Source organism: Aquimarina mycalae (assembly GCF_029906345.1).
GTDB lineage: Bacteria > Bacteroidota > Bacteroidia > Flavobacteriales > Flavobacteriaceae > Aquimarina.
Map to the genome: position 1 here is coordinate 937,744 of NZ_JARYGY010000001.1, position 23,664 is coordinate 961,407.

21 protein-coding genes are annotated in these 23,664 nt (G+C 32.8%); 16 read left to right on the top strand and 5 right to left on the bottom strand.

Going from position 1 to position 23,664, the window contains the following annotated elements:
* Nucleotides 1-36: 36 nt before the first annotated feature.
* From QBK95_RS04170 to QBK95_RS04210, 9 genes are all read left to right on the top strand, one after another.
* Complete coding sequence (locus tag QBK95_RS04170; RefSeq protein ID WP_280930884.1) at nt 37-462, top strand: hypothetical protein; 426 nt, start codon at nt 37-39, stop codon at nt 460-462.
* A gap of 151 nt (nt 463-613) precedes the next feature.
* Entirely contained in the window at nt 614-1,168 is a 555-nt protein-coding gene (locus QBK95_RS04175) for a hypothetical protein (protein ID WP_280930886.1), read from the top strand.
* A 223-nt stretch (nt 1,169-1,391) separates the two neighbouring features.
* Entirely contained in the window at nt 1,392-2,366 is a 975-nt protein-coding gene (locus QBK95_RS04180; RefSeq protein ID WP_280930888.1) for a tetratricopeptide repeat protein, read from the top strand.
* Between the two features lie 94 nt (nt 2,367-2,460).
* On the top strand, nt 2,461-3,297 hold the full coding sequence (locus QBK95_RS04185) for a tetratricopeptide repeat protein (protein ID WP_280930890.1): 837 nt from the start codon (nt 2,461-2,463) through the stop codon (nt 3,295-3,297).
* A gap of 88 nt (nt 3,298-3,385) precedes the next feature.
* Nucleotides 3,386-4,039 (top strand): DUF2459 domain-containing protein, encoded by a 654-nt coding sequence (locus tag QBK95_RS04190; RefSeq protein ID WP_280930892.1) that lies wholly within the window; start codon nt 3,386-3,388, stop codon nt 4,037-4,039.
* Nucleotides 4,040-4,047: 8 nt separating this feature from the next.
* Nucleotides 4,048-4,587, top strand: coding sequence for a phytanoyl-CoA dioxygenase family protein (locus QBK95_RS04195; RefSeq protein WP_348637319.1), 540 nt, complete (start codon nt 4,048-4,050; stop codon nt 4,585-4,587).
* A 400-nt stretch (nt 4,588-4,987) separates the two neighbouring features.
* Nucleotides 4,988-5,569, top strand: coding sequence for a hypothetical protein (locus QBK95_RS04200; protein ID WP_280930893.1), 582 nt, complete (start codon nt 4,988-4,990; stop codon nt 5,567-5,569).
* Between the two features lie 33 nt (nt 5,570-5,602).
* On the top strand, nt 5,603-6,268 hold the full coding sequence (locus QBK95_RS04205) for a hypothetical protein (RefSeq protein ID WP_280930895.1): 666 nt from the start codon (nt 5,603-5,605) through the stop codon (nt 6,266-6,268).
* Nucleotides 6,269-6,274: 6 nt separating this feature from the next.
* Entirely contained in the window at nt 6,275-7,102 is an 828-nt protein-coding gene (locus QBK95_RS04210) for a hypothetical protein (protein WP_280930897.1), read from the top strand.
* A gap of 113 nt (nt 7,103-7,215) precedes the next feature.
* On the opposite strand, the gene QBK95_RS04215 is transcribed toward QBK95_RS04210, so the two are convergent.
* Complete coding sequence (locus tag QBK95_RS04215; protein WP_280930900.1) at nt 7,216-7,812, bottom strand: fasciclin domain-containing protein; 597 nt, start codon at nt 7,810-7,812, stop codon at nt 7,216-7,218.
* Nucleotides 7,813-8,162: 350 nt separating this feature from the next.
* Here QBK95_RS04215 and QBK95_RS04220 point away from each other — a divergent pair, with 350 nt between their 5' ends.
* Complete coding sequence (locus QBK95_RS04220) at nt 8,163-9,572, top strand: amidohydrolase (RefSeq protein WP_280931071.1); 1,410 nt, start codon at nt 8,163-8,165, stop codon at nt 9,570-9,572.
* Between the two features lie 12 nt (nt 9,573-9,584).
* The gene (locus QBK95_RS04225) at nt 9,585-10,634 is read left to right on the top strand and encodes a strictosidine synthase family protein (protein WP_280930901.1); all 1,050 of its coding nucleotides are present in this window, start codon (nt 9,585-9,587) and stop codon (nt 10,632-10,634) included.
* Between the two features lie 75 nt (nt 10,635-10,709).
* On the opposite strand, the gene QBK95_RS04230 is transcribed toward QBK95_RS04225, so the two are convergent.
* The 3 genes from QBK95_RS04230 to QBK95_RS04240 form a co-directional block, all read right to left on the bottom strand.
* Nucleotides 10,710-13,151: a DUF7619 domain-containing protein gene (locus tag QBK95_RS04230; protein ID WP_280930903.1), complete on the bottom strand. Its 2,442-nt coding sequence runs from the start codon at nt 13,149-13,151 to the stop codon at nt 10,710-10,712.
* Nucleotides 13,152-13,202: 51 nt separating this feature from the next.
* Nucleotides 13,203-14,201, bottom strand: a complete 999-nt coding sequence (obgE, locus tag QBK95_RS04235; RefSeq protein WP_280930905.1) for a GTPase ObgE — start codon at nt 14,199-14,201, stop codon at nt 13,203-13,205.
* A gap of 96 nt (nt 14,202-14,297) precedes the next feature.
* On the bottom strand, nt 14,298-15,404 hold the full coding sequence (locus QBK95_RS04240) for an adenylate kinase (RefSeq protein ID WP_280930908.1): 1,107 nt from the start codon (nt 15,402-15,404) through the stop codon (nt 14,298-14,300).
* A gap of 166 nt (nt 15,405-15,570) precedes the next feature.
* Here QBK95_RS04240 and QBK95_RS04245 point away from each other — a divergent pair, with 166 nt between their 5' ends.
* The 3 genes from QBK95_RS04245 (at nt 15,571) to QBK95_RS04255 (ending at nt 19,911) form a co-directional block, all read left to right on the top strand.
* Nucleotides 15,571-16,728, top strand: coding sequence for a 5-(carboxyamino)imidazole ribonucleotide synthase (locus QBK95_RS04245; RefSeq protein WP_280930912.1), 1,158 nt, complete (start codon nt 15,571-15,573; stop codon nt 16,726-16,728).
* Between the two features lie 80 nt (nt 16,729-16,808).
* Nucleotides 16,809-17,294, top strand: coding sequence for a 5-(carboxyamino)imidazole ribonucleotide mutase (gene purE, locus QBK95_RS04250; protein ID WP_280930914.1), 486 nt, complete (start codon nt 16,809-16,811; stop codon nt 17,292-17,294).
* A gap of 592 nt (nt 17,295-17,886) precedes the next feature.
* On the top strand, nt 17,887-19,911 hold the full coding sequence (locus QBK95_RS04255) for a M3 family metallopeptidase (RefSeq protein WP_280930916.1): 2,025 nt from the start codon (nt 17,887-17,889) through the stop codon (nt 19,909-19,911).
* 90 nt (nt 19,912-20,001) lie between these two features.
* Here the strand turns inward: QBK95_RS04255 and QBK95_RS04260 are convergent, their stop codons facing one another.
* Nucleotides 20,002-22,527 (bottom strand): M20/M25/M40 family metallo-hydrolase, encoded by a 2,526-nt coding sequence (locus tag QBK95_RS04260; RefSeq protein WP_280930918.1) that lies wholly within the window; start codon nt 22,525-22,527, stop codon nt 20,002-20,004.
* A gap of 176 nt (nt 22,528-22,703) precedes the next feature.
* On the opposite strand from QBK95_RS04260, the gene QBK95_RS04265 reads away from it, so the two are divergent.
* Nucleotides 22,704-23,207, top strand: a complete 504-nt coding sequence (locus QBK95_RS04265; protein WP_280930920.1) for a GbsR/MarR family transcriptional regulator — start codon at nt 22,704-22,706, stop codon at nt 23,205-23,207.
* Nucleotides 23,208-23,302: 95 nt separating this feature from the next.
* Complete coding sequence (locus tag QBK95_RS04270) at nt 23,303-23,662, top strand: hypothetical protein (protein ID WP_280930922.1); 360 nt, start codon at nt 23,303-23,305, stop codon at nt 23,660-23,662.
* Nucleotides 23,663-23,664 lie beyond the last annotated feature (2 nt).

Below are 23,664 nucleotides of genomic sequence, written 5' to 3' on the forward strand. Positions count from 1 at the left end.
TAAGTACGATTACACTGCAAAAAAGAAAACAATGCTATGAAAAACACCTTTATAATTATATTTCTAATCAGTACGCTAACCTCATTTGCGCAATCCAATCAAATATCGGGTGAATACTTTCGTGAGCTTGGTAACCAAGAACACTATATTGAATATAAATTAAATTTACATCAGGATGGAACATTTACATTTCACTCGTATACAAACGTACAAGCAGGAATTCCTCCAATTGTCCATAAATATGGTAAAGGTCTCTGGAAAGTAGATGGCAAAATTGTTTCTTTTAGTACAGATAAGGAAAAAGACATAGACCAGAAACACACCTTAGATTTTAGTAATTCCAGGGCACGATTTATAACAAAACCTTCTAGAGATAAAACAGATCGAGTCATAAAAACCAGACTTCAGTTTTTCGAATCAGAAATCTTCTGGATTAAGCGACTTCAAATTTTTAAAATATAATTACCAAGATTCGCGACATCAACATATCGTATTTATCTAAGCATTGAGATCGTTAGAAAGACCTCTAAAAGCAAATTACTGGTAAATAATCAAAAAAATAGGGTAACATTTTGGCTTACAATGACACTTATGTTTAACATTGTAATACACTATGAAGAAATACCTTGTAATACTTTTGACTATTTTAACTTTGACACAAGTTAAAGCTCAACTAATAAAAGAAAAATCTATTGATGCTTCTATCGGTTATGGTATAAGTTCACCATACGACGATGTTGATATAATTGGTTCTGGGTTTTATCTCCAAGGAGAATATGTACTTACTATCACAAAATGGATTGATATTAGATCTTACGCAGGTTTAATACTCACTAAAACTGACGAGAATGAGCAGAATGCACCAGAATACGAATCTACTACAAGAGCTTTTCTAATTGGTGGAAAAACTAGAATTAAGGCACCTATTCCTTGGGTAGCACCTTATTTAGAATTTGGAATTGGAGCATCAATTGGTTCGTTTGAAACCGTTACACCTTTTACCAATATAAATGATAGTGGATTAATTATGCACATTCCTTTTTCTTTTGGACTGGAATTAGGACCAAAACACAATTATGATATTGCCTTCACCTATTATTTTCAGAATACTGTAGAACAGTTTGCTGGAGCAGTAGCAGTAGGAATATCGATTCCACTGAAAAATTAAAATAGAACAACGATCAAAGAATATTTGTTAGCATGCTTTTCTTCTATGTTGGTAACAATTCATATCAGACAATTGAAGAAGCATAGGCACAAAATAATCCTTTAAGATATAAGAAATACGTTATTAAATGATGTTAACTCATTGAAAGGAACCGTTTACTCATTATAGTTTTTTAATCACTTCTTGGGGTTATAATTTTGAGAAACCAATAATTAAAAACAAAATGAAAAGATCTTACCTCCTAATCTGTGCCATTCTTATATCACTAGCATCTTGTAAGTCCTCAAAAAGTATTTCTTCTGATCAAATCAAAGAACTGGATAAGGAACTTTTTAATAAAGGTGTTACCATTTTTGAAGTTATTGATGAAACAAGTATGAACTATGAAATAAAAAATAGTGATACTACAACATCCGAAGGAAAAATAAAACATAAAACACTTACCTCAACAAAAGAAAACATATTAGACTATGCCTACGAACAATTTAAAGAAGTAGTAAACAACTACCCTAATTCTAATCTTTATCATAAGTCACTCTATAATCTATCTCATATTAGTGCATTACTAGGCGATGAAGAAAAAGAGATAACATATCTTACTATGATCCTAGAAAGTAATGCCAATGATAGAGAACATAGTGGCCGTAGCGGTTTAATGTCTAATCCATATTCTAATTTCAAAAACGAAGCGAGTAATAGGCTAACAAATATTTATATCGCTAAAGGAGACTTTAAAAAAGCAATACAGTATAAAGAAATAAATAAAAAACATCCTTTACAGCATTTTTGCGGAAACGCCTTTGCTGCCGATGAAATGTACAGTGCTGGACAATATGCAAGAATATACAATGGATTAGGAGAGACTAAAAAAGCATTAAGCTATGTGCTACCGCATGTATTAGATGAAAATGGTTTAGCCAGCAATTTAGATATCATACATTTATCTATTGAAATTCTTAAAAAAAACTACGAACCAGCAGTGTTACAACGTAATTTTGAAAAAGCAATGCAACATGTGTATACAAAAGCTATTACACAAAATGGTGACGAATGGATCAGATATTATATAAAATATTTTGATATCGAAATTGAAGTTCCTAGCTGGAATTTTACTTTTGATACTGATTCTGAAAAAGTGAAATCCAAATTAAAAAACACTATAATAAAGTCTGAATTTTATAAAGAATTAAATGAATAACAATTAAAGATAGTGTAATGTATGCTATGTTTTTTTGTAACTAGCAGTATGCAAATCATCAAAAAGACGCTAAAATATCCTATAACTAGAACTTATGAATAGAATAATTATCTTCTTCACTGTATTATCCTTTAGTGTTCAAGCGCAAGTAAACCTAAATTTTGACAAACGTTTTGTAGAATGCGAAGACAAATGGGTTGCTTTTAAAGTAGATGAAGACGGTTCTCACCAATATGGGTTTATTTATATTGATGATCAAGCTGGTTTAACATTAAATAGTGAAGGGACTTTTAAGCCTAAAAATGATGGCTCTTTCGAAATTAGTAAAATGGAAGGTGCAAATATCAAAGTAAGGCTTGAACCTAATAATGTAAAGGTTGCAATAATCCCAGAAAAATTATTTAAAGATTTACAAATCAAAAAAATACCTGAATGGCTAAAACTTTATAAAACAGATATAAATACAGCTAAACGACAATACAAATGGGGATTTATGTATAATGGATGGAATGAATGTGAAAAAGCACTTTCATTTCTATTGAAAGCCAAAGATCTGGATCCTGAATTTGAAGGGTTAGCCGTAGAGATTGCCTTTTCATATAATTGTTTAGAAGATTATTATAAAGCCATAGAAATTCTAGAATATGAAATAAAAACGAACCCTTCAAATGCATACGTAAATAAGGAGTATATATTTAGTGTGACTAAAACCGATAACATCGAAAAAGCGACCACTCAATTTTACAATTCAATAAAGACTATTAAAAAAGACCCTTACCAAGCTGAGAATTGTTTCAATATCATGCAGTTCTATTATATACAGAAAGACAAGGATAATTTTAACAAATGGTATACAGAGTTAAAAAAGTGGCCAAATGAGAATAAGCAGATTGATCAATACGCTGAATTAATGAAAAAGGATTTGAACTAGTCACACCATCGCAAGTATAATGCAGTACTGCACATATAATAAATACTAGATCGGTGTTATATGAAAGGGGATTTTTGTAACTAGCAGTATGCAAATCATCAAAAAGACACTAAAATATCTCGCTGCACTCTTAATCATACCAGTGCTTTATTTTACTGTGGCTACACTTTGTTCCTATATTGCTATTTCTCCAAAAGCAACTAACGAAGTAAAGGATCAAAGTATTTATTTGGCATCTAATGGTATTCATTTAGAAATTATTATTCCCAAGACTGACATATCTACAACACTGTTACAAGGCTTAGTCTATAATAAGCACGAGCAATATGTTTCATTTGGATGGGGCGAAAAAACCTATTATACCAAAGCTGCTACTTCACTACATTTTAATACAGTCAATAGATTTCAAGCTGCTTTGTTAAAAACACCTAGTTTAATGCATATTACCCGATATACTGCACTACAAAATCATTGGATAGAAATCAAAATAACAGCAGCACAACTAATTAAATTACAGACCTATATCGATGATTCTTTTAAGAAAGATATTAAAAACAACAAATCCCTACTTCCTGGAATCACATATGGCACTACCGATAATTTTTACGAAGCTAAGGGAAACTACCATTGCTTTAACACCTGCAATACCTGGGTGAATACAGGTTTTAAACAGAGTGACATCAAAGCGTGTCTCTGGACACCTTTTGATTTTGGGTTACTGCAAATACATAGAAATAAGTAACATACAATATGAGCACATATTCATCTCACGCATCAACGCTTACAAAACAAGGATTCACAACTCTTGTCAATATATATTCTATCAAAGAAGTCAACGAACTTGTTAAGATTTTGGAGTCTCTAAATACAAATGACACCAATTTCAGAAAGACCAAAGACCTTTTTGCTATTCGTCAATTTTTAATAGCGGTTCCAGAAATTCAACATATGGTACTGAATGATGCACTAAAGCGATTAATTCATGAACTTTTTGGAGCAGATTTTTTCTTAGTTAAATCCTTATACTTTGATAAACCTTCAAATTCTAACTGGTTTGTATCGTATCACCAGGATCTATCAATTTCTGTAGATAATAAGGTAATGATTGATGGATATAATAATTGGACTGTAAAGAAAGATCAATTTGGAGTGCAACCGCCTTTGGATATTTTACAAAACATATATACAGTTCGTATACATCTGGATGATACTAATTCCAAGAATGGTGCTTTAAAAGTGATTCCTGCCTCTCATTCCAAAGGAATTTATAGACCTGAAACCATTAATTAGAATGATGAAAAAGAAATTACCTGTAATGTTCCAAAAGGAGGCGTAATGCTAATGAAACCATTGCTTTTACACAGCTCTAATCGCACTACCAATACTCAAAGAAGAAGAGTTATACATCTTGAATTTAGCAACAAAGAGTTACCTTCAGAACTTAATTGGAGAGAACGAATTAATTTACAATAAAATCCATTAAAAAAACACATTTATACCATTTGATATAAATGATATTCTTATTTCTTTGGCAGCATTACAGACACCAATCTCTTTTCAATATTTCAAAAAAAAATAATTCTTAGGGTAACAAAGCGGTAATTCAAAACACCTACTTATATTACAGAAATAAAAGTTATACTTATAATGTATAGGTCAGTATCAATAATACTAGAAAAATTATCAGTACGTGAAACTTAACGACAACTACATCGTTTTAATCTTTATAAGTGTTATTAGTTTAGTGTCGATTAATGCACAGAAAAAAGAATTGATTGAAAGAAAATGTAAATCAATACTAACTAATAATTACGCAAACATTAAAGAAGATACCTTTGTATCCATAATTGATAAGGATACCATCTATTTAAATGAAGTAAAATACGAATGTGTACATACTGCTTTACTTACTGCAAAAGTTATGTATGATGTTTTCGGCAAATGGAATCATGAAATTTACCCTACGAAAGGATCGCATCCTACGTTGGTTTGGGAACAGGTAAAACTTTTTGATAATGATACAACAGAATTTACCGTAGCTACTACAGGATTAGAAAGCTTTAAAAGTATCTATGCTTCCATACTAGTATTTGACAAAAAAAATAATGATTTATTATCTGGCGATTCCAATTACAAAACCAAGTTAATAGCATATTTTTCTAATCTGATAAAAACGAATAAATCTTATAAAAGGAAGTTTTATGAAGTATATTGGAAAACTGTAGATCCAAAGTATTGGAAAAGGATAAAATCAAATCATAAAAAACAGTAATAAAAACCCTAAGTATTATAACCAAAATAATATATGAGATATCTAGTAGTAATAATATGCATCTTGTATTCATCGTTATGCCAGTCTCAAAAAGAAAAAGAAACTCGAATATTTTTTGATACTATTGGACAAGAAGTAAGCCCTGAACAATTTTACGCTTTAGCTCGAGAACTAAAAAATATATCTCTGTTTTTTACTGATGGTCCTATCTTGATGGGATTTTTGATACCAAGAGAACATCATGGGCAATTACAAAAAGAAGATTATTCAATATTTACACAACATCTTACTAATATTAGCGGCAAAAAAGTAGACACCACTAAAACTATTGTGATAGATTATCTTTCTGCACAATCTAAAAAGAAAAGAAGTGAAACTGATAGAAAATCCAGTTGGAGAATTCTAACCCCATACCACGCAAAAAAATTAAAAAAAATAACAAACGGACAACATTATTGGATATACTCTCCTGAAAACTACGATATAGATTATTATCGCACAAACAAGATCAACTGGTTAGAAGATAAAAACAAAATACTTGAACAATTATTTTTTGCTTATGAAGTTCAATTTAGTATTTTTTTGATGGTAAAACCAGATGGTAGGTTTATGATTTATTATGGAGAGTATGGAGAATATAGCAAACTCAAGGGAAATAAGTTTGTGGATCTCATAAAAACAATTGCCAATGATAATTAAACATTTATGAAGCTATATTACATCATACTTATTATTACTCTTATTACTACAAAAGAGACTTTTTCTCAAGAAAGCATCCCTCCAGTTGTAAAAAATGTGCAAGAAAATATAAGACAAGCTCGTATAAAAAATTATATTAAGCCAAACGAGTATTACGTATTCCAAGATTCTACCTACACGGCGCAAACTATTATACAGGAATGGAATTGGCAACGAGTTCGAAAGAAGTTAGCTCCTGAAAATACATTAGGTTTATACATTCATAAAAAAATGATTCGTAATGATTCTTTGATCAATTATGTCAATTTTTTTAGTTTTCATCATGAGTCAAATCAAAATCCTTTAATTATTAATGCTTGGATTGATCATCACATCAATGACTTAAGTCATGTTCTTATAGGCCATAAATTCCCAGACGATAATCATATTAGACCATCTAAGGTTAAAAAAAATAAAAACATTACGATTGATCAAAAACCAAGGATCATTATCATAGAATCTGGACTTAGGCAAAATTATCATGATTATTTCCCAAAAATATACGAAGGAGTTCGTGACCTATATAAGCTTTTCAATAAACAAGTTGATTTTATCGGTTATACACCTTATTCTAAAAAACAAACTATAAAAATTGTAAAAAAGAACGAACTTGCATTTCAATATATTCCAGAAATGGAGTACTTCATTAATACCCGTATTCAGAATAATAATCACATGAAAATAATATTTCTGGATAAGAATGGAACCGTAGTCTACATATCCAATACGATCGTTCAAAAAAACGACTTTATGCCTTTTAAAGAAATCAAGACAATGTTAGAAACTATGTTATAAATATTTCATAGTCGCTGGATATAATCCATTAAAAAAACCTCACAAGTCTATCTCTTATGAGGTTTTTTCGTTTTTAAACAAACACATTATACCATTTGATATAAATGATATTCTTATTTCTTTGGTAGCATTACAGATTCTAAGGTATGGATCATACCGTTGGTAGTTTCTATATCTGTTTTCATTAATCTACCAGAATTTCCGTTTTTATCGATTAAGTATATTTTACCTCTTTTACGACTAGCAATCAAACGTGTACCACCTAGTGTCTTTAACTTTACACTACCTCCTCTTTCATTTATGGCTTTGATAATATCCTGCTCGTTAATCAAACCGGGAATGATGTGACAACTCATAATGGCGGCAAGTTCATCTTTGTTCTCAGAGGCTAATAATTTTTCATAAGCTCCTTTTGGTAATCTTTCAAAAGCTCCGTTTAACGGTGCAAATATGGTATATGGTTTGGTACCATTTAACATATTCTCTAAGCCAGAAGATTGTACCATCTTGTGCAATTTAGTAAACCCAATATCATACGATATTACTTCATTAATTGTAGGTACTTTTTTTTCTTTTGCTAGAACATTAGCTTGGGCGATAAGTTTATCATTCTTTAATTCCTTGCTGTTTTTCTTAGTTCCATCTTGACAAGATGCAAATACCATTACTACAGAAAGTGCTAAAACGTTAAAAGAACTTTTAATTTTCATTTTTAAAATCGATTTTATAAAGTGAAACTTATGTTAGATTTAAAAACAATTTTATATACAATGTATTACTGATCGACAGGTTAAAACTATTGTAATTAACGTTAAGAAATGTTAACAAATGAGTATTCGTAAGAATTCAATTAGTAAACGTAATGAAGGCCATGTGGTTGTACCGTAACTCATATAAACCTGAGATAAAATATCATCCCATCAAAGCTGTAGAAGTATGTTATAAAATCTTTCTATCCACATAAAAAGCAGTATTTTTATGCTAATCATCTTAATGTAACACAACAAATAAGGCTATCATGAAATTAAATAATTGTATTCGCATATTGGTTTGTTCTGTTATGATCATTCCCTTGTATGGTCAACAGAAACTATCCAAGAGTAAACAGGCAATCATTGCCTCTGTAGAGAAACATCAAAAAGAACTTATCAACCTAAGTGATCAGATTTGGGCACTTGCAGAAACTGCTTTTGAAGAAAATCAATCTTCAAAATTACTAGCTGATTATGCCGAAAAGCAAGGATTTACTGTAACGCGTGGTGTTGCAGGAATGCCTACTGCATTTGTTGCTACTTATGGATCTGGAAAACCAGTAATTAGTGTGTTAGGAGAGTTTGATGCATTACCAGGAATTTCGCAAAAAGCACAACCCACAAAAGCTGCACTAACAGAAGGCGCTGCAGGACACGGTTGTGGACATAATCTTTTTGGCGCAGGAAGTTTAGGCGCTGCTATTGCCGTAAAAGAATTAATCGAAAGTGGAAAAATTAAAGGAACCGTTAAGTTTTTTGGTACCCCAAGTGAAGAAAAATACTTTGGTAAGATATGGATGGTGAGAGAAGGGCTCTGGAATGATGTCGATGCTAATATAAGCTGGCATCCATCTGCCTCTACCAAAGCAGATGTGCAAAGTTCTTTGGCATTGGTTGATTTTAAAGTTGAGTTTTTTGGACAAGCTGCACACGCTGCTGCAGATCCTTGGAACGGTAGAAGCGCCTCTGATGCCTTAGAATTATATACAACTGGAATTAATTATTACAGAGAGCACGTAAAACCTACCGTTCGTATGCATTATCACATTCAGGATGGCGGACAAGTAGTAAATGTCGTTCCTGATTACTCGAGATTATGGATGCGAGTTCGAGATACGAAACGTTCTGGTATGATGCCCGTATATGAACGCGTTCAGAAAATGGCAGAAGGAGCGGCGATTATGGCAAATGTAGAATATAAAATTTCGTTGATCTCAGGAATCTATGAGGTACTCGTAAATCGTGAAGGTGGTAAAATTATGCAAGGTAATCTAGAACTTCTGGGGCCCATTACCTATACCGATGAAGAAATTACATTCGCTAAAAAAATTCAGGAAATCACCAAAAAAGAACAAGTCGGAATGGACAGTGCAATCAATCCACTCGAAGCGACTAAAGAAAATCCTGGAGGCGGTTCTACCGATGTTGGAGATGTGAGCTGGAATGTTCCTAATATCAATTTAGGAGTAACTACCGCTCCAAAAGATACTCCTTGGCATTCTTGGGCAGTAGTTGCTTGTGGCGGTATGAGTATTGGCCATAAAGGAATGTTATATGCATCAAAAGCGATGGCAATGACGATGACCGATCTCTATGAAAATCCAGAAGCATTAGAAAAAGTAAAAGCAGAATATAAAGAACGTAAAGGTGATGAAGTGTATGAAGCCATTGTTCCAGATGGACCGCCACCAATTCCTGATACTACTAAGAAACAATAAGATTATACAAGTATGAAACGTATTGTAAAAAGAATTATGCTTTTACTAATCATTGTCATCATAGGTTTTGTAGCACATACATTGATATCCACAGGATTTTTTAGAACTGTAGAAAACAAATTCGAAGGTAGCGTCGTAAAAAAAATCCCAATTCCAGGAGCAGAGGATATTATGAGTAGTGCTACAGATGGTTTTGCATTAATTTCTGCCACAGACAGACAAATCTATCCTCCTGTTAAGGAAGAAGAAGGAGCACTATATTTTATGGACTTAAACGACACTGATTTTAATGTCTCTAACCTAACTACTTCGTTTACTAAGTCATTTGCTCCTCACGGAATTTCGATGATCAAAAAAGATAGCAGCTATACGGTAATGGCGATCAATCATACACCTGAAGGGCATTCAATAGAGGTTTTTAACCTAAATGACCAAACCTTGATCCATCAAAAAACATTAACCCACGCTTCTCTAATCAGTCCTAATGATTTGGTATTATTAGATGAAAACCGCTTTTACGTAACCAATGATCATGGATATACAAAAGGTATTGGTAAAGTATTAGAAGAATATTTAGGTCTTTCTGTTTCTAATGTCTTGTATTATGATGGACAAAATTATAAAGAAGTGGCTAATGGGATTGCATATGCAAATGGAATCAATTATGACGCTTCACGGAATTTGATTTATATAGCATCGCCAAGAGGTTTTTTAGTCAAAGTATATTCTAGAAACGAAGATGGTTCTTTAGAGTTTATAGAAGATATCCCATGCGGTACAGGCGTTGATAACATAGATATTGACAAAGAAGGAAACCTATGGATCGGAGCACATCCTAATTTATTGAGATTTGCCGCATATGCAAAAGGAAAAGAAGACACTTCTCCTTCAGAAATTCTTAAGATCACCTATCGAGGAAAAAATGATTATTCTGTAGAAAAAGTATTTACTGATGATGGTAGTACAATGTCAGGATCTACAGTTGCTGTGCCGTTCGATGATTTTATTTTAACAGGAAACGTGATGGATGATAATTTTTTAATCCTGAAACCTACAAAGTAATAGTCGTTATAATCATAGTAAAACAAAAAGCTGATCCTCGAATAGAATCAGCTTTTTGTTTTATGTAATAATACATTATTCTTTAATAACCTTTTGGATTAGCACATCATTACCTGTGGTTAGTTTTATAAAGTAAACTCCAGCAGAAAGTTGATCCGTAGATATACTGATCTCATTACGAGAAACATCTTTCTGATTATAAAACATAGCACCTGTAATAGCATACAGCTCTATTTTATCAATTGTTTTAGCAGTTGTATTATGCACATTAATTTCATTATCAAACGGAATAGGATATACTTTAAACTCACTAGTACTGTTAATAAAATCATCTACAGATAAGGGCGCTACGATTGTAGTTTTTACTTCATTGGTAATAATAGGCAAATTAAAATCAAAGAAAATATCAGCCTTATTATCAAAATCATCTCCAATTACAGAAGTCGACTTAGGTTTTATTCTATAGGATATAAAACCATTACTTCCTTCCTCATCGCTAGTACTATCAGGTAAGTTAATATCATCAAAAATAAAATTAACCTTATTACCATCAGTAATTTCTATCCTATAATCGTGACTTGAAACGGTTGGAGAAAAAGTGTTCCAATCTAAATTTGGATCCAATATGTTCTCTATATTCACATTAATTGCAGAGGCTGTACCTGTATTTTGAAATCGTATACGATAGTTCAGGTAATCATCTATATTTTCCTCAAAAATCTCTGGTCCTTCCAGAACAGCGATATCGTTAGGATCATAAGAATTCACCACACGCTGGTTAAGAATCTTTATATTATCCGATGGTCTATTATCTTCTGCTATTGGCATCGCCGTTGCTTTAAATAGTAGAAAATCGTCTCCGTTTACTGTTGGTGGTGGAAATGTTCTAATACGTAATCTAAAAGAAGTATATCGAAATGGTAAAAGATTATTAAAACTAAACTTCACAGAAGTATTGGTCTGCTCTAATGGAGTTTGCACAGTAGATATTAATTCTACTTTTTGATCATCGAATTCTAACTCAACCGTACCATTATCAATTTGATCACCGTTATTCTGAACATAAAGATAATAAGTAGTAGTAAAACCTGGTCTCGCAGAAGCTACAGGAATAAAATACACTTTCAAATCAGAAATAGCTGTTGGGTTTATACAGAAATCTAACATTTCAGTATTTCTAAATCCTGCGAAATTTACTATTTGATTTGCAGGGTTAGTCATAGACTCAGGCAATTCACTTGATAAAGAAACTTCACAAGTTCCTTCCTTAGGTATACTAATAGTATATGCTCCATTATCATCAGTTATACTACTATACACATTATTATTAATTGTAGCAGATATTGTCATATTAGACATTGGAGAACCACTGGCACAATCATCGTTATTTGTGTCATAACGAACTGTTCCTGAAATCACATTAACTTCTTCACAGATTTCTACAAATTGGGTAATTCCATCCGTAACAAAATTAGCATTTGCATATACTACATCATCTACACAAGCAAACTGCAATAGAGGCACTTGTACAAATCCATTTCCTGTACTTACGTTTTCATTATTACCGTTTTGCATATTTAATGTGTGTAATGCTTCGTTACTCCAAAACACAAAATAGACCAAATCAGACATGTGAGATACATCTATTTCTTCTACTTTAGTACCAATAAGGTTAAGTCTGGCAACTTTATTATTTCTAAAGAGGTTAACAGAAGATAACATTCTATTGGTAGATAATGTAATCAAAGAAATTTCAGGGTTCCCCGAAAAGTCAATACTTTCTATCTGACTACCAATAAAAATAAAACTTTCTAAATTAGCTAGAGTGGATATATTGATAGTCGTTATTTGATTATAACTACTAGAAACTTTTGTAAGTTTTGTGTTATTTGTTAAATCAATAGCATTGATATCTGGTGATTCATAAAAATAAAACTCTTCTAGATCAAGGTTATTTGTTACATCAATACTCGTAAGCATATTACGATCCACAGAAAGCATTTTCAATTTTAAATTTTGAGAAACATCTAATTGCTTTAGATCATTATATCGTAAATCTAACTCCACTAATTCTGGGTTATTAGATACATCCACAAAATCTATGTTATTATCATCTAATCGTAAATTTGTTAAATTAGGATTATTAGAAACATCGATAGAGGTTAATGCTACCTGACCTAAATCCAGTATCTCTAATTTTGAAAATCCAGATACATCAATCTGCTGAATCGGATGAGAATACAGACTAAATCTTTCTAAATTTTCAAACGCTTCGATTCCAGTAATATCAAAAATATCATCATCATCCTGCCCGTTACTATCTGTAGGATCTGATAGAAATAAAAAAGTAACAGCTAATGCCTCAGAAACCTGAATTTCATTATCACCATTGGTGTCTATTGTAAATGGGTAATCAAGTAGAGCTTGTTTAAAATTTGCATCAGGAATTGTTACAATTTGAGAAAAAATGGGCGTAGAAATACATAGCAATACTGCTATAAAGTAGATTTGTTTCATAAATATTCAATTTGGGTGGAGCAAATATAGTTAAATATTCCCTATAGTAAATCAGTCATTAAGCATCAACCAAAGTTTATCCTTAAGCTCCTGTAATCCTTGCTGAGCTACTGAAGAGATAAACAAATAAGGTATATCTAATTGTTCATCAAGTTCTGCTTTAAGTTCTGTTTTAAGCTCATCGTCTAACATGTCACATTTAGAGATCGCTATCAATCGCTCTTTATCTAAGAGATCTGGATTATACCTTCTTAGTTCATCTAACAGAATTTCATATTGTTCTTTAATATCAGGAGCATCAGCTGGAACTAAAAATAATAAAGTAGAATTACGCTCGATATGTCTAAGAAAACGATGTCCAATACCTTTTCCTTCTGCAGCTCCTTCAATAATTCCAGGAATATCTGCCATCACAAAAGTTTGAAAATCTCTATATTCTACAATTCCCAAATTTGGTTTTAGCGTAGTAAATTCGTAATCCGCAATTTTTGGTTTTGCAGAGGTAATTACAGATAGTAACGTAGATTTTCCTGCGTTAGGAAATCCTACCAATCCTACATCTGCTAATATTTTTAATTCTAATGTAATATCGTATTGCTGTCCTTCGATTCCTGGCTGAGCATATCTTGGAGTTTGGTTTACCGAGTTTTTAAAGTGCCAGTTTCCACGACCTCCCATTCCTCCTTCGGCAATTACAATTTGCTGCCCTTCTTCAGTAATTTCATGAAGAATATTCTGAGTTTCTGTATCTCTAACTACTGTTCCCAAAGGAACATCTACATAAACATCTTCTCCATCTGATCCACTACTCCTGTTTTTACTTCCGTGTCCTCCGTGTTCTGCTCTAAAATGACGTTTGAATTTAAGGTGATACAAGGTCCACATATTAGGATTCCCACGAATAATAACATGACCTCCTCGTCCGCCATCTCCTCCATCAGGACCTCCTTTGGTTATATATTTTTCTCTATGTAAATGTACCGATCCTTTTCCTCCGTTTCCGGAAGTTACGTGTAATTTTACATAATCTACAAAATTTCCTTCTGTCATAATATCTTAACTCTTATTCTAGCATCGCTAGAACCTTTTCAAATTCATCATTTTGTTATCATCGGTACGATTTTCATCATTACCTAATAAAAACAATTACAATTTATCAATTACTGAACTTAATCTCACAGTAATTTCATCAATATCTCCTACTCCATCAACTCCAAAATATCTTTCTTCTTTCTGGTAGTAGTTTTTAAGGATAGCCGTTTCATCATAATATACTTTGATACGATTACGAATCACATTCTCATCAGCATCATCAGGTCTTCCCGATGTTTTCCCTCTTTCTAACAAACGTTGCACCAACACCTCATCATCTACTTCTAATGCTACCATAGCGCTTACTTCTGATCCTTTAGAAGACAATAATTCTCCTAATGATTTAGCTTGAGCTTCGGTTCTAGGAAACCCGTCAAAAATAAAGCCTTTAGCATCTGGATTTTTATCCACTTCAGCATTTAACATGTTGATGGTTACCTCATCTGGTACTAATTGCCCTTTATCAATATATGATTTAGCTAGTGTTCCTAATTCGGTTGCATTTTTTATATTATATCTAAATACATCTCCTGTAGAAATATGTACAAGATCATATTTTTGTTTTAAAACTTCTGCTTGTGTTCCTTTTCCTGCTCCTGGAGGTCCGAATAACACTAAATTTGTCATGTTGTTGCGTTTTAATTGGTAAACTTCTGTAAGATTACGACCTAAACCGTCATAGTCTAATCCGAATCCTACAATAAATCGATTTGGGATTTCCATCCCTATATAATCTATAGTGATTTCTTTTGTATATGCTTCTGGTTTAAAAAACAACGTAGCAATTCTTACCTCTTTGCATCCTTTGTCTTTAAACATTTTTGTTAATTCTACAATCGTACTGCCAGTATCTACTATATCTTCGAGAACAACTACAGTTCTTCCTGATATATTTTCCTTCAATCCTATGAGTTCTTGTACTTCCGAAGTAGTTTTGGTGCCTTCATATGACGCTAGTTTTACAAAACTTACTTCGCAATCATGATTGAAGCGTTTTAATACTTCAGACACAAACATAAATGCACCATTTAACACCCCAATAAAAAGTGGCTTGGAGTCTGATAAATCTTTATTCAATTTATCCGTTAATACATCTATCGCCTTGGCTATCTTTTCCTCGGCAATAAACGGAGTAAATTGTAAATCATGTAATGTAATCATTGCATTTAGAGGTCATCACGACACCCATTTTGTTTTTAAAGCGGCAAAGATAGTGATTACAAATAAGATTTAAGATAGTTATCTATTGCATTTAGTGTCTAATATTGTGGTTTTTACTTATTAAAAAATTATTTTTGCGGTCACGGACCGTTTTATTATTCCAAAAATGACAAACTATTTTTCGTCAGAATTTAAGTTAGGTATCTTAGGTGGTGGTCAATTAGGCAAAATGATGCTTTATGAAACCCGAAAATATGATATCTGTACCTATGTTCTAGACCCCAACCCCGATGCCCCATGTAGAATTGCTTGTGATCATTTTCAGCAAGGTGATCTTATGGATTATGATACTGTATATAATTTTGGAAAAAAAGTGGATGTACTTACTTTCGAAATTGAGACAGTAAACATTAAAGCTTTAGCTCGATTAGAAAGAGAAGGAAAGAAAGTATATCCAGATTCGAAAACCTTAGAGAAAATTCAGAATAAAGGAAGGCAAAAGCTATTCTATAAAGAGCAAAAAATTCCAACTGCTGGATTTGTGCAATTTTCAAATAAGGCTCATTTAGCAGAAGGAATTACCAGTAACAAAGTAAAACTACCTTTTGTATGGAAAAGTACACAAGGTGGATATGATGGTAAAGGAGTTTCAATTATAAGGACTGGTGCTGATATCGCAAGACTTCCTGACACAGAATGTATTGCTGAAGAATTGATCGATTTTAAAAACGAGTTAGCGGTAATTGTTGTTCGTAATCCTAAAAACGAAGTAAAAACTTATCCAGTAGTAGAAATGGAGTTTCATCCAGAAGCTAATCAAGTGGAATATGTAATTTGTCCAGCACGGATAGACGAAGGAATCGCCAAAAAAGCTAGAAATATTGCCGAAAAAGTATCAAAAGCTTTTGAACACGTAGGAATACTGGCGGTAGAGATGTTTCAAACAAAAGATGATAACATCCTCGTAAATGAAGTTGCTCCAAGACCCCATAATAGTGGGCATTATAGTATTGAAGCAAGTTACACCAATCAATTTGAACAACACATAAGAGCTATACTGGATCTTCCATTAGGAGAAACCGAAAGTAAATTAGCGGGTATTATGGTTAATCTTGTGGGTGCAGAAGGACATAATGGTAATGTAGTCTATGAGAATATCGATACTATTATGAAAATGAAAGGGGTTACTCCTCATATCTATGGTAAAAAACAAACCAGACCTTTTAGAAAAATGGGACATGTTACTATAGTGAATGAAGACATCGCTGAGGCAAGAAAAATAGCTGAAAAAGTAAAGAAAACTATAAAAGTAGTAAGTAAATAAGCTCGAAAAGATTACCATATTGTGGTATCAAATTATTGTACAGTAAAATTTATAACTAAAAAAGAAGAAATTATAATATCATGAGCAAAGTAGGAGTAATAATGGGAAGTACGAGTGATATGCCTGTAATGGAACAAGCAATAGACATTCTGCAAGGTTTTGATATCGAAGTAGAAGTTGACATCGTATCGGCACATCGTACACCAGAAAAATTATTTGATTATGCTAAAAATGCTCATACCAGAGGAATATCTGTAATCATTGCAGGTGCTGGAGGAGCAGCTCACCTTCCTGGTATGGTAGCTTCGCTATCACCACTGCCCGTAATTGGAGTGCCTGTTAAATCAAGAAATTCTATTGATGGCTGGGATTCTGTATTGTCCATTTTACAAATGCCAGGAGGAGTTCCCGTGGCTACAGTTGCCCTAGACGGTGCATTAAATGCTGGCATTCTTGCTGCTCAAATTGTAGGAACATCTGACACCTGTGTACTGGATAAAATACTCGTATATAAAGAAGGCTTAAAACAAAAGGTAATTGAGGGGGCAAAAAAAATAAAGAAATAATTCAAAAAAATAAAGCACAAAAAAAAGAGCCACTCCTCAGTGGCTCTTTCCAATATCAGGTCTTACAATAGAATATAACAATATTTATTAACCAACTTAAATATATTACACAAAAAATTCATCGTAAGACCATACTCTTAAAACCTAACACAAAGGTAAACCCTTACTTTAATTACGCAATAATTATCTGTCAAAACTTATTAACATTTTCGATAAAAATCGATTTTTGTCGATTAAATGCATTAAATCGATTTGAATTGGTGTTTTTTACCGTAGAAAAACCATACATTTAGTACAATTCTCTATTATGATAGTAGACTTTTTAATCAAAATAGAAAAAAAAGAGCTACAATTATTGTAGCTCTTTCGATATATTTGGTCCTAGTAAAGAATACATATTGATATCCATACCCCTGATTACAATACTGTAGTAATTTCTTTATTCAGACCAATACTAATAAACCTATACAAATGTATTTGTATCCCATATGATTCAGTCAAAATTGAGGTACTATTACACAGCATTTATCGACAAAAAACACACTTTTTCGATAATCGAACATATTATATAAAAGAAAATCATCATTAGATAATGAAAAATCCATTATTAGAATCATTTGATCTCGCTCCTTTTTCTCAAATAAAATCTGAGCATTTCTTACCAGCTATCAAAAATGGGATTACCATTGCGAAGCAAGAAGTAGATACTATTGTTTCAAATTCCGAAACACCCACTTTTTCAAATACAATAGAAAAACTGGATTATAGTGGAGAATTATTAGATCGCGTAACAAGCATATTTTTTAATTTAAATAGTGCTGAAACTAACGAAGAAATCCAGAAGATTGCACAAGAAGCGTCTCCATTACTTTCTGAATTTAGAAATGACATCGCTTTAAATGTAGACCTGTTTAAGAGAATAGAATCAGTATACAATCAAAAGAATGAACTAGATCTTACTCCAGAACAAACAACATTATTAGAAAAAAGATACAAGTCATTTTCCAGAAATGGTGCAAACTTACCTAATGATCAAAAGGATAAATTAAGAGAAATTGATAAAGAACTTTCTCAATTAGGGTTAAAGTTTGGAGAGAATGTGTTGGCTGAGACCAATAACTTTGAAATGCTATTAACTGATGAATCAGATTTGGCTGGTTTACCCGATGGAGCTAAAGAAGCAGCAAAAGCGCTTGCAGCATCTAAAGAGAAAAAAGGATGGATGATCACTCTAGATTACCCGAGCTATATTCCTTTTATGACCTATGCAGATAATAGAGAACTACGTAAGAAGCTAGCGCTGGCCTTTGGGTCTAAAGGATTTCATAGGGATGAATTAGATAATCAAGATATCGTTCTTAAAATTGCCAAACTACGACATGAACGTGCTAAAGTTTTAGGGTATACATCCCACGCAAATTATGTGCTAGAGGAGCGTATGGCTAAAACTCCAGAAAAGGTATTCTCTTTTCTAAATGAAATTCTAGAAAAAGCGAAACCTGCGGCACAAAGAGAATTCAAACAATTAGAAAGTTTTGCTAAGGAATTAGATCAAATTGATCAACTACAAAAATGGGATGGTGCCTATTATTCAGAAAAGTTAAAGCAAAAACTTTTTGATCTTGATGATGAAAAACTGAAACCTTATTTCAAGTTAGAAAATGTTATTGATGGTGTTTTTAAGGTTGCTTCTAATTTATTTGGATTACAGTTTGAAGAAACGGATCAAGTTGACAAATATCACGAAGAAGTAAAAACATACAACGTTACTGATACTGAAGGTAATTTTATTTCGGTTTTTTATGCAGATTTTCACCCAAGACCAGGAAAAAGAAATGGTGCGTGGATGACATCTTACAAACCGCAAATGGTAAAAGATAAAAACAATGTAAGACCACACGTCTCTATAGTTTGTAATTTTACCAAACCTACTCCAAGTAAACCTTCATTATTAACTTTTAATGAAGTAACTACCTTATTTCATGAATTTGGTCACGCGTTACACGGCATGTTAGCTAATACTACTTATCCAGGATTATCAGGAACTAGTGTGTATTGGGATTTTGTAGAACTACCTAGTCAGGTTTTAGAAAACTGGTGCTACGAAAAAGAAGCTTTAACCTTATTTGCTAAACATTATGAAACAGGCGAAGTGATTCCTATGGAGTTGGTACAAAAGATAAAGGAGTCTGCTAATTTTATGGAAGGTATGTCTACGATGAGACAACTGAGCTTTGGGCTACTGGATATGTCATGGCACGCACAAGACCCTAGCGATATTAAGGATGTAAAAGCACATGAAAAGAAGGCTTTTGCGGGGACTTCTTTATATCCTGATGTACAAGATAATTGTATGAGCACTTCTTTTTCTCATATTTTCCAAGGAGGTTATTCTGCTGGGTATTATTCTTATAAATGGGCAGAAGTATTGGATGCTGATGCTTTTGAGTATTTTAAAGAACAAGGAATCTTTAATAAAGAAATCGGTACCAAGTTTAAGGATCATGTCTTATCTAAAGGAGGGACAGAAAACCCAATGACATTATATAAACGTTTCCGTGGACAAGAACCAAAACCAGAAGCACTATTAAAACGTGCTGGATTGATTAAAGAGTAATACATCTATAAAGGAATAAACAAAAAAAGGTGCTTCAGTTTTGAAGCACCTTTTTAGGTTATGGTTCCATATTAGTATTTCAATGTAAGGTTATTGAATTACTAATTTTCTTACTGCAAGTTTTTCTCCTTCGCTTTCTATTCGTATCAGATATATTCCTGTTCTCAATGATAAACTGCTAGCAGAAATATTATTTGCTCCTGGATTTAGCTCAATTTTAGATGCTTGTTTTCCTAGAATCGTATATACAGTAGCTGTAATATTTTTACTGTTCGTTCCGCTAACATTTAGAACAAAACTATCATTGGTAGGATTAGGTGCTATTGTAATAAAAGATCCATCAATTTCATCTTCATCACCCAATATTGGTGTTTTTGTTCCAAAATTCACTACAGAAGTTGCAGCTCTTGTACAAGATCCTTCATAAATTTTCACATTAGAGAACGTAGAAGTATTTCCGCTTCCCGCATCATTATCATTGATTAATACCAATCGATCCATTGCACCTGTATAAAAATCTCCAACAGGAATGGTATAAGTTGTAGTACCGCTGGTATAATTATCATAGTTTGTTACTCCATAGTTTTGAGTCCCGTGTACCTTAAAGTATCGACTAGATGTTAAACTATTATCATTTTCGAAACCTACCCCATGAATTTCTCCTTGAGATGTGCTATTAAAATCAAACTCTAATACCGTAGAAGCAGTTACCGTATAATTCAAAGAAATATATTTCCACGTATTATTTTGCATCGACAATCCAGATCCACTACTCACTACAGAGAAGTCACCAGCTGAATCCTGATTAGAAAAACCTGTGATTGTAAAATCATTAAAATTTAAAGCTACACATGGATCTGGGTCCGGATCTGGATCTGGATCGCCAGTAGATTCTTTAATCTCTAATTTATCAATAGCGATATCTCCTTGCCAGCTACTTCCTGTAACGGCCCTAAATCGTAACCAGATAGTTGTTCCTATATAAGAAGAAAGGTCAATATTTGCTGTATTCCAGCTACTTCCTTGAGATCCAGTTTTATTAAATACGCTCGTATAGTTTACTCGATCCTCGGTAACCTCAACAGAAAAACTCCCTACATTGTCACCTTGCATATGATATTGAAAACTTAAGGCTGGAGAAGACAACCCATCTAACTGAAGACAAGGAGAAAACAAGTTTGCTCTTTTATTAGGGAATCCAGAACCATTACCCGATGCTTCTACATACATATAATAAGAACCTTCGACTGCACTACCTGGACCAGTACCATTTGATGGAGTACCATTTGCATCCTTTACCCAATCCATGTCATCGTCGACATCCTGTAACCAACCGTTTAATGAACCTTCGAATCCTTCTTGATACGGATAGTTAACTACTGTATCAACACAAACATCTCCGTCTCCACCGCCATTGTCTACTCCATTAGAAATTTCAATAAGATATTCTAAAGCTAATTTGGCAAATTTAGCTGCATGCGTAGCATTAGGAGTTGGAGATCTATCAAAAGTATCTCTAGTGGTATGAATGTTTGGATTACTTTGATTAAAAGTGGCTTCAAAAGGAAAAGCTACATCATATCCTTCTTGCGCCCAGCTATAGTGATCAGAACACCCGTAGTTACATCGCGAAGTTCCGTAGGTAATTCTATGTGTCCCTGAAGCATTGTAATAGTCCATTAACTCCATCAAAAAGTCATTTAATGTATCGTCATTATATGAATCTGTAGATACATATACATCATTTGTAGACCCTTTATAATTAGTCATATCTAGTTGCATATAACTAACTACGTTTACATTTCTATTACGATAATCTTCTGCAATTTCTCTAGAACCTCTTAATCCCACTTCTTCTGCTGCGTAAGCCATAAACTCCATAGTTCTTTTTGGCTTAAAATTCATATCAAACAATACTCTGGCTGCTTCAGTAATTGTAGCAATTCCCGATGCATTGTCATCGGCTCCTGGAGCATCGTTATTATTACCGCCAGATGTAGAGTCAATATGACCGCCAATGATTACGAATTCATCAGGCTTTTCACTTCCTGTAATAGTCATTACTAAAGAAGGCATATTTGTACTAGTATGATTTACAAGTCGAACAGACACATCACTTCTTCCACCAGCAAGGTTTTCCCATTTAGTTTTAAGATCTACCACCGCTTGTGTAGCACTACTCTTTGTATGATAACGTGTACCATAGTTTTCTAATTCCTGAATCTGATTTGCAATATTCAAATTGTTTACTAAATCAAGACTTTGTCTTACCAGTTGATCTTGAGTAATTGAGAAACCACCAGCGAGTTTCTGAGATAACCTTCTCTGTTGTATTGCAGAAATAGCTTTTTTCTTAGAGCTCTCGTAGATAAAACCAGGACCATGAACTAAAACCTTGTGATGTAATTCATGCGCTGCTTCATCACTGAGCATTACCGCACTGTAACCATTATTAGATTCGATAATCCGGATATCCTCTGGATGATCCTTAAGAAGCCCTATCGCATCCTTGGTTTCCATCGTTGCATAGAACATATCCGATGGTTTTTGTGCATACATATTGCTACAAAATAAGCATAGCAATACTAGCGAAATAATTAGGTTGAATTTTTTCATTTTTAATGAATTTGTGTTAGTATCCTAACTTACAGAAAATCAAGCATTCACCAAAGTGGCTTATCCGCAAAATAACAACTGTACTAACATCTGTTAGTTTACGGTTTTAACATAATTAATTCAAATTAAACTTTCAATAATTTTTGAAAGTTTAAAATTTATAGTATATTTGTCCTATGAATTACACAGAAGCAAAAGATAAATTTATATCCACTTGGGGAGCATTAGGTACTTTGTGGGGTATTAATAAAGCAATGGCCCAGATTCACGCTTTATTATGGATCTCACCAGAGCCACTTTCTATGGAAGATATCATGGAAGAGCTACAGATCTCTAGAGGAAATACGAGTATGAATTTACGTCAATTAATGGATTGGGGGATTGTTTTTAAAGAAAGTAAACCTGGTGAACGTAAAGAGTATTTTGCTTCTGAAAAAGATGTGCAAGAACTAGCCAGACAAGTAGCTAAAGAGCGAAGTAGACGTGAAATCAAACCAGTTATTAAAGTATTAAGGGAAGTATCGCGTATTGAAGGAGATGGGACAAAAAAGACAGAAGAACTTATTAAACAAACCAAAGCATTATATGAACTTGCCGACAGTGCAGATACGATGATGAATAAGATTGTAAATCAAGAATCTAACTGGATTACAAAAACATTAATGAAATTGATTAAATAGATACTAAATCCCAACAGTAAAAAGTAAGGAAGTAATTCCTTTTCTTTTTCAAAATAAGTTTCAAAAATTATTGAAAGTTTTAAATTATTAAAATTATGAAAACAATACACAAGGTTAACAAATGGAGTTTTATCATCACATTACTATTATATATAACTGTATATTTTGGATTATTAGCACAGGTTTTACTTGGACTTATTCAGATCATTATTGCCTTAAATATGCTCTTCAACTGGAACTCATTTAGTAAAAAAAATAAAATACATCTCGGATCATATTTTCTTTTAGTAATTACATATGGTCTTATACTACTTACTGATATTGGAAACACATCTTTCATTCTAATTTATTTAACTGTTGTTCCCATGTCTATCGCAGCATATTTTGTCTATATAACCTATCGTATCAAAAAATGCCAAGTAGCAATAGATGTCAAACCTTCTTTTTATAACTAAAA

Excerpts from the sequence above, each read along its gene's own strand:
- QBK95_RS04170 (WP_280930884.1), top strand. The coding sequence starts at position 37 with ATGAAAAACACCTTTATAATTATATTTCTAATCAGTACGCTAACCTCA.
- QBK95_RS04175 (WP_280930886.1), top strand. The coding sequence starts at position 614 with ATGAAGAAATACCTTGTAATACTTTTGACTATTTTAACTTTGACACAA.
- QBK95_RS04180 (WP_280930888.1), top strand. The coding sequence starts at position 1,392 with ATGAAAAGATCTTACCTCCTAATCTGTGCCATTCTTATATCACTAGCA.
- QBK95_RS04185 (WP_280930890.1), top strand. The coding sequence starts at position 2,461 with ATGAATAGAATAATTATCTTCTTCACTGTATTATCCTTTAGTGTTCAA.
- QBK95_RS04190 (WP_280930892.1), top strand. The coding sequence starts at position 3,386 with ATGCAAATCATCAAAAAGACACTAAAATATCTCGCTGCACTCTTAATC.
- QBK95_RS04195 (WP_348637319.1), top strand. The coding sequence starts at position 4,048 with ATGAGCACATATTCATCTCACGCATCAACGCTTACAAAACAAGGATTC.
- QBK95_RS04205 (WP_280930895.1), top strand. The coding sequence starts at position 5,603 with ATGAGATATCTAGTAGTAATAATATGCATCTTGTATTCATCGTTATGC.
- QBK95_RS04210 (WP_280930897.1), top strand. The coding sequence starts at position 6,275 with ATGAAGCTATATTACATCATACTTATTATTACTCTTATTACTACAAAA.
- QBK95_RS04215 (WP_280930900.1), bottom strand. The coding sequence starts at position 7,812 with ATGAAAATTAAAAGTTCTTTTAACGTTTTAGCACTTTCTGTAGTAATG.
- QBK95_RS04220 (WP_280931071.1), top strand. The coding sequence starts at position 8,163 with ATGATCATTCCCTTGTATGGTCAACAGAAACTATCCAAGAGTAAACAG.
- QBK95_RS04225 (WP_280930901.1), top strand. The coding sequence starts at position 9,585 with ATGAAACGTATTGTAAAAAGAATTATGCTTTTACTAATCATTGTCATC.
- QBK95_RS04230 (WP_280930903.1), bottom strand. The coding sequence starts at position 13,151 with ATGAAACAAATCTACTTTATAGCAGTATTGCTATGTATTTCTACGCCC.
- obgE (WP_280930905.1), bottom strand. The coding sequence starts at position 14,201 with ATGACAGAAGGAAATTTTGTAGATTATGTAAAATTACACGTAACTTCC.
- QBK95_RS04240 (WP_280930908.1), bottom strand. The coding sequence starts at position 15,404 with ATGATTACATTACATGATTTACAATTTACTCCGTTTATTGCCGAGGAA.
- QBK95_RS04245 (WP_280930912.1), top strand. The coding sequence starts at position 15,571 with ATGACAAACTATTTTTCGTCAGAATTTAAGTTAGGTATCTTAGGTGGT.
- purE (WP_280930914.1), top strand. The coding sequence starts at position 16,809 with ATGAGCAAAGTAGGAGTAATAATGGGAAGTACGAGTGATATGCCTGTA.
- QBK95_RS04255 (WP_280930916.1), top strand. The coding sequence starts at position 17,887 with ATGAAAAATCCATTATTAGAATCATTTGATCTCGCTCCTTTTTCTCAA.
- QBK95_RS04260 (WP_280930918.1), bottom strand. The coding sequence starts at position 22,527 with ATGAAAAAATTCAACCTAATTATTTCGCTAGTATTGCTATGCTTATTT.
- QBK95_RS04265 (WP_280930920.1), top strand. The coding sequence starts at position 22,704 with ATGAATTACACAGAAGCAAAAGATAAATTTATATCCACTTGGGGAGCA.
- QBK95_RS04270 (WP_280930922.1), top strand. The coding sequence starts at position 23,303 with ATGAAAACAATACACAAGGTTAACAAATGGAGTTTTATCATCACATTA.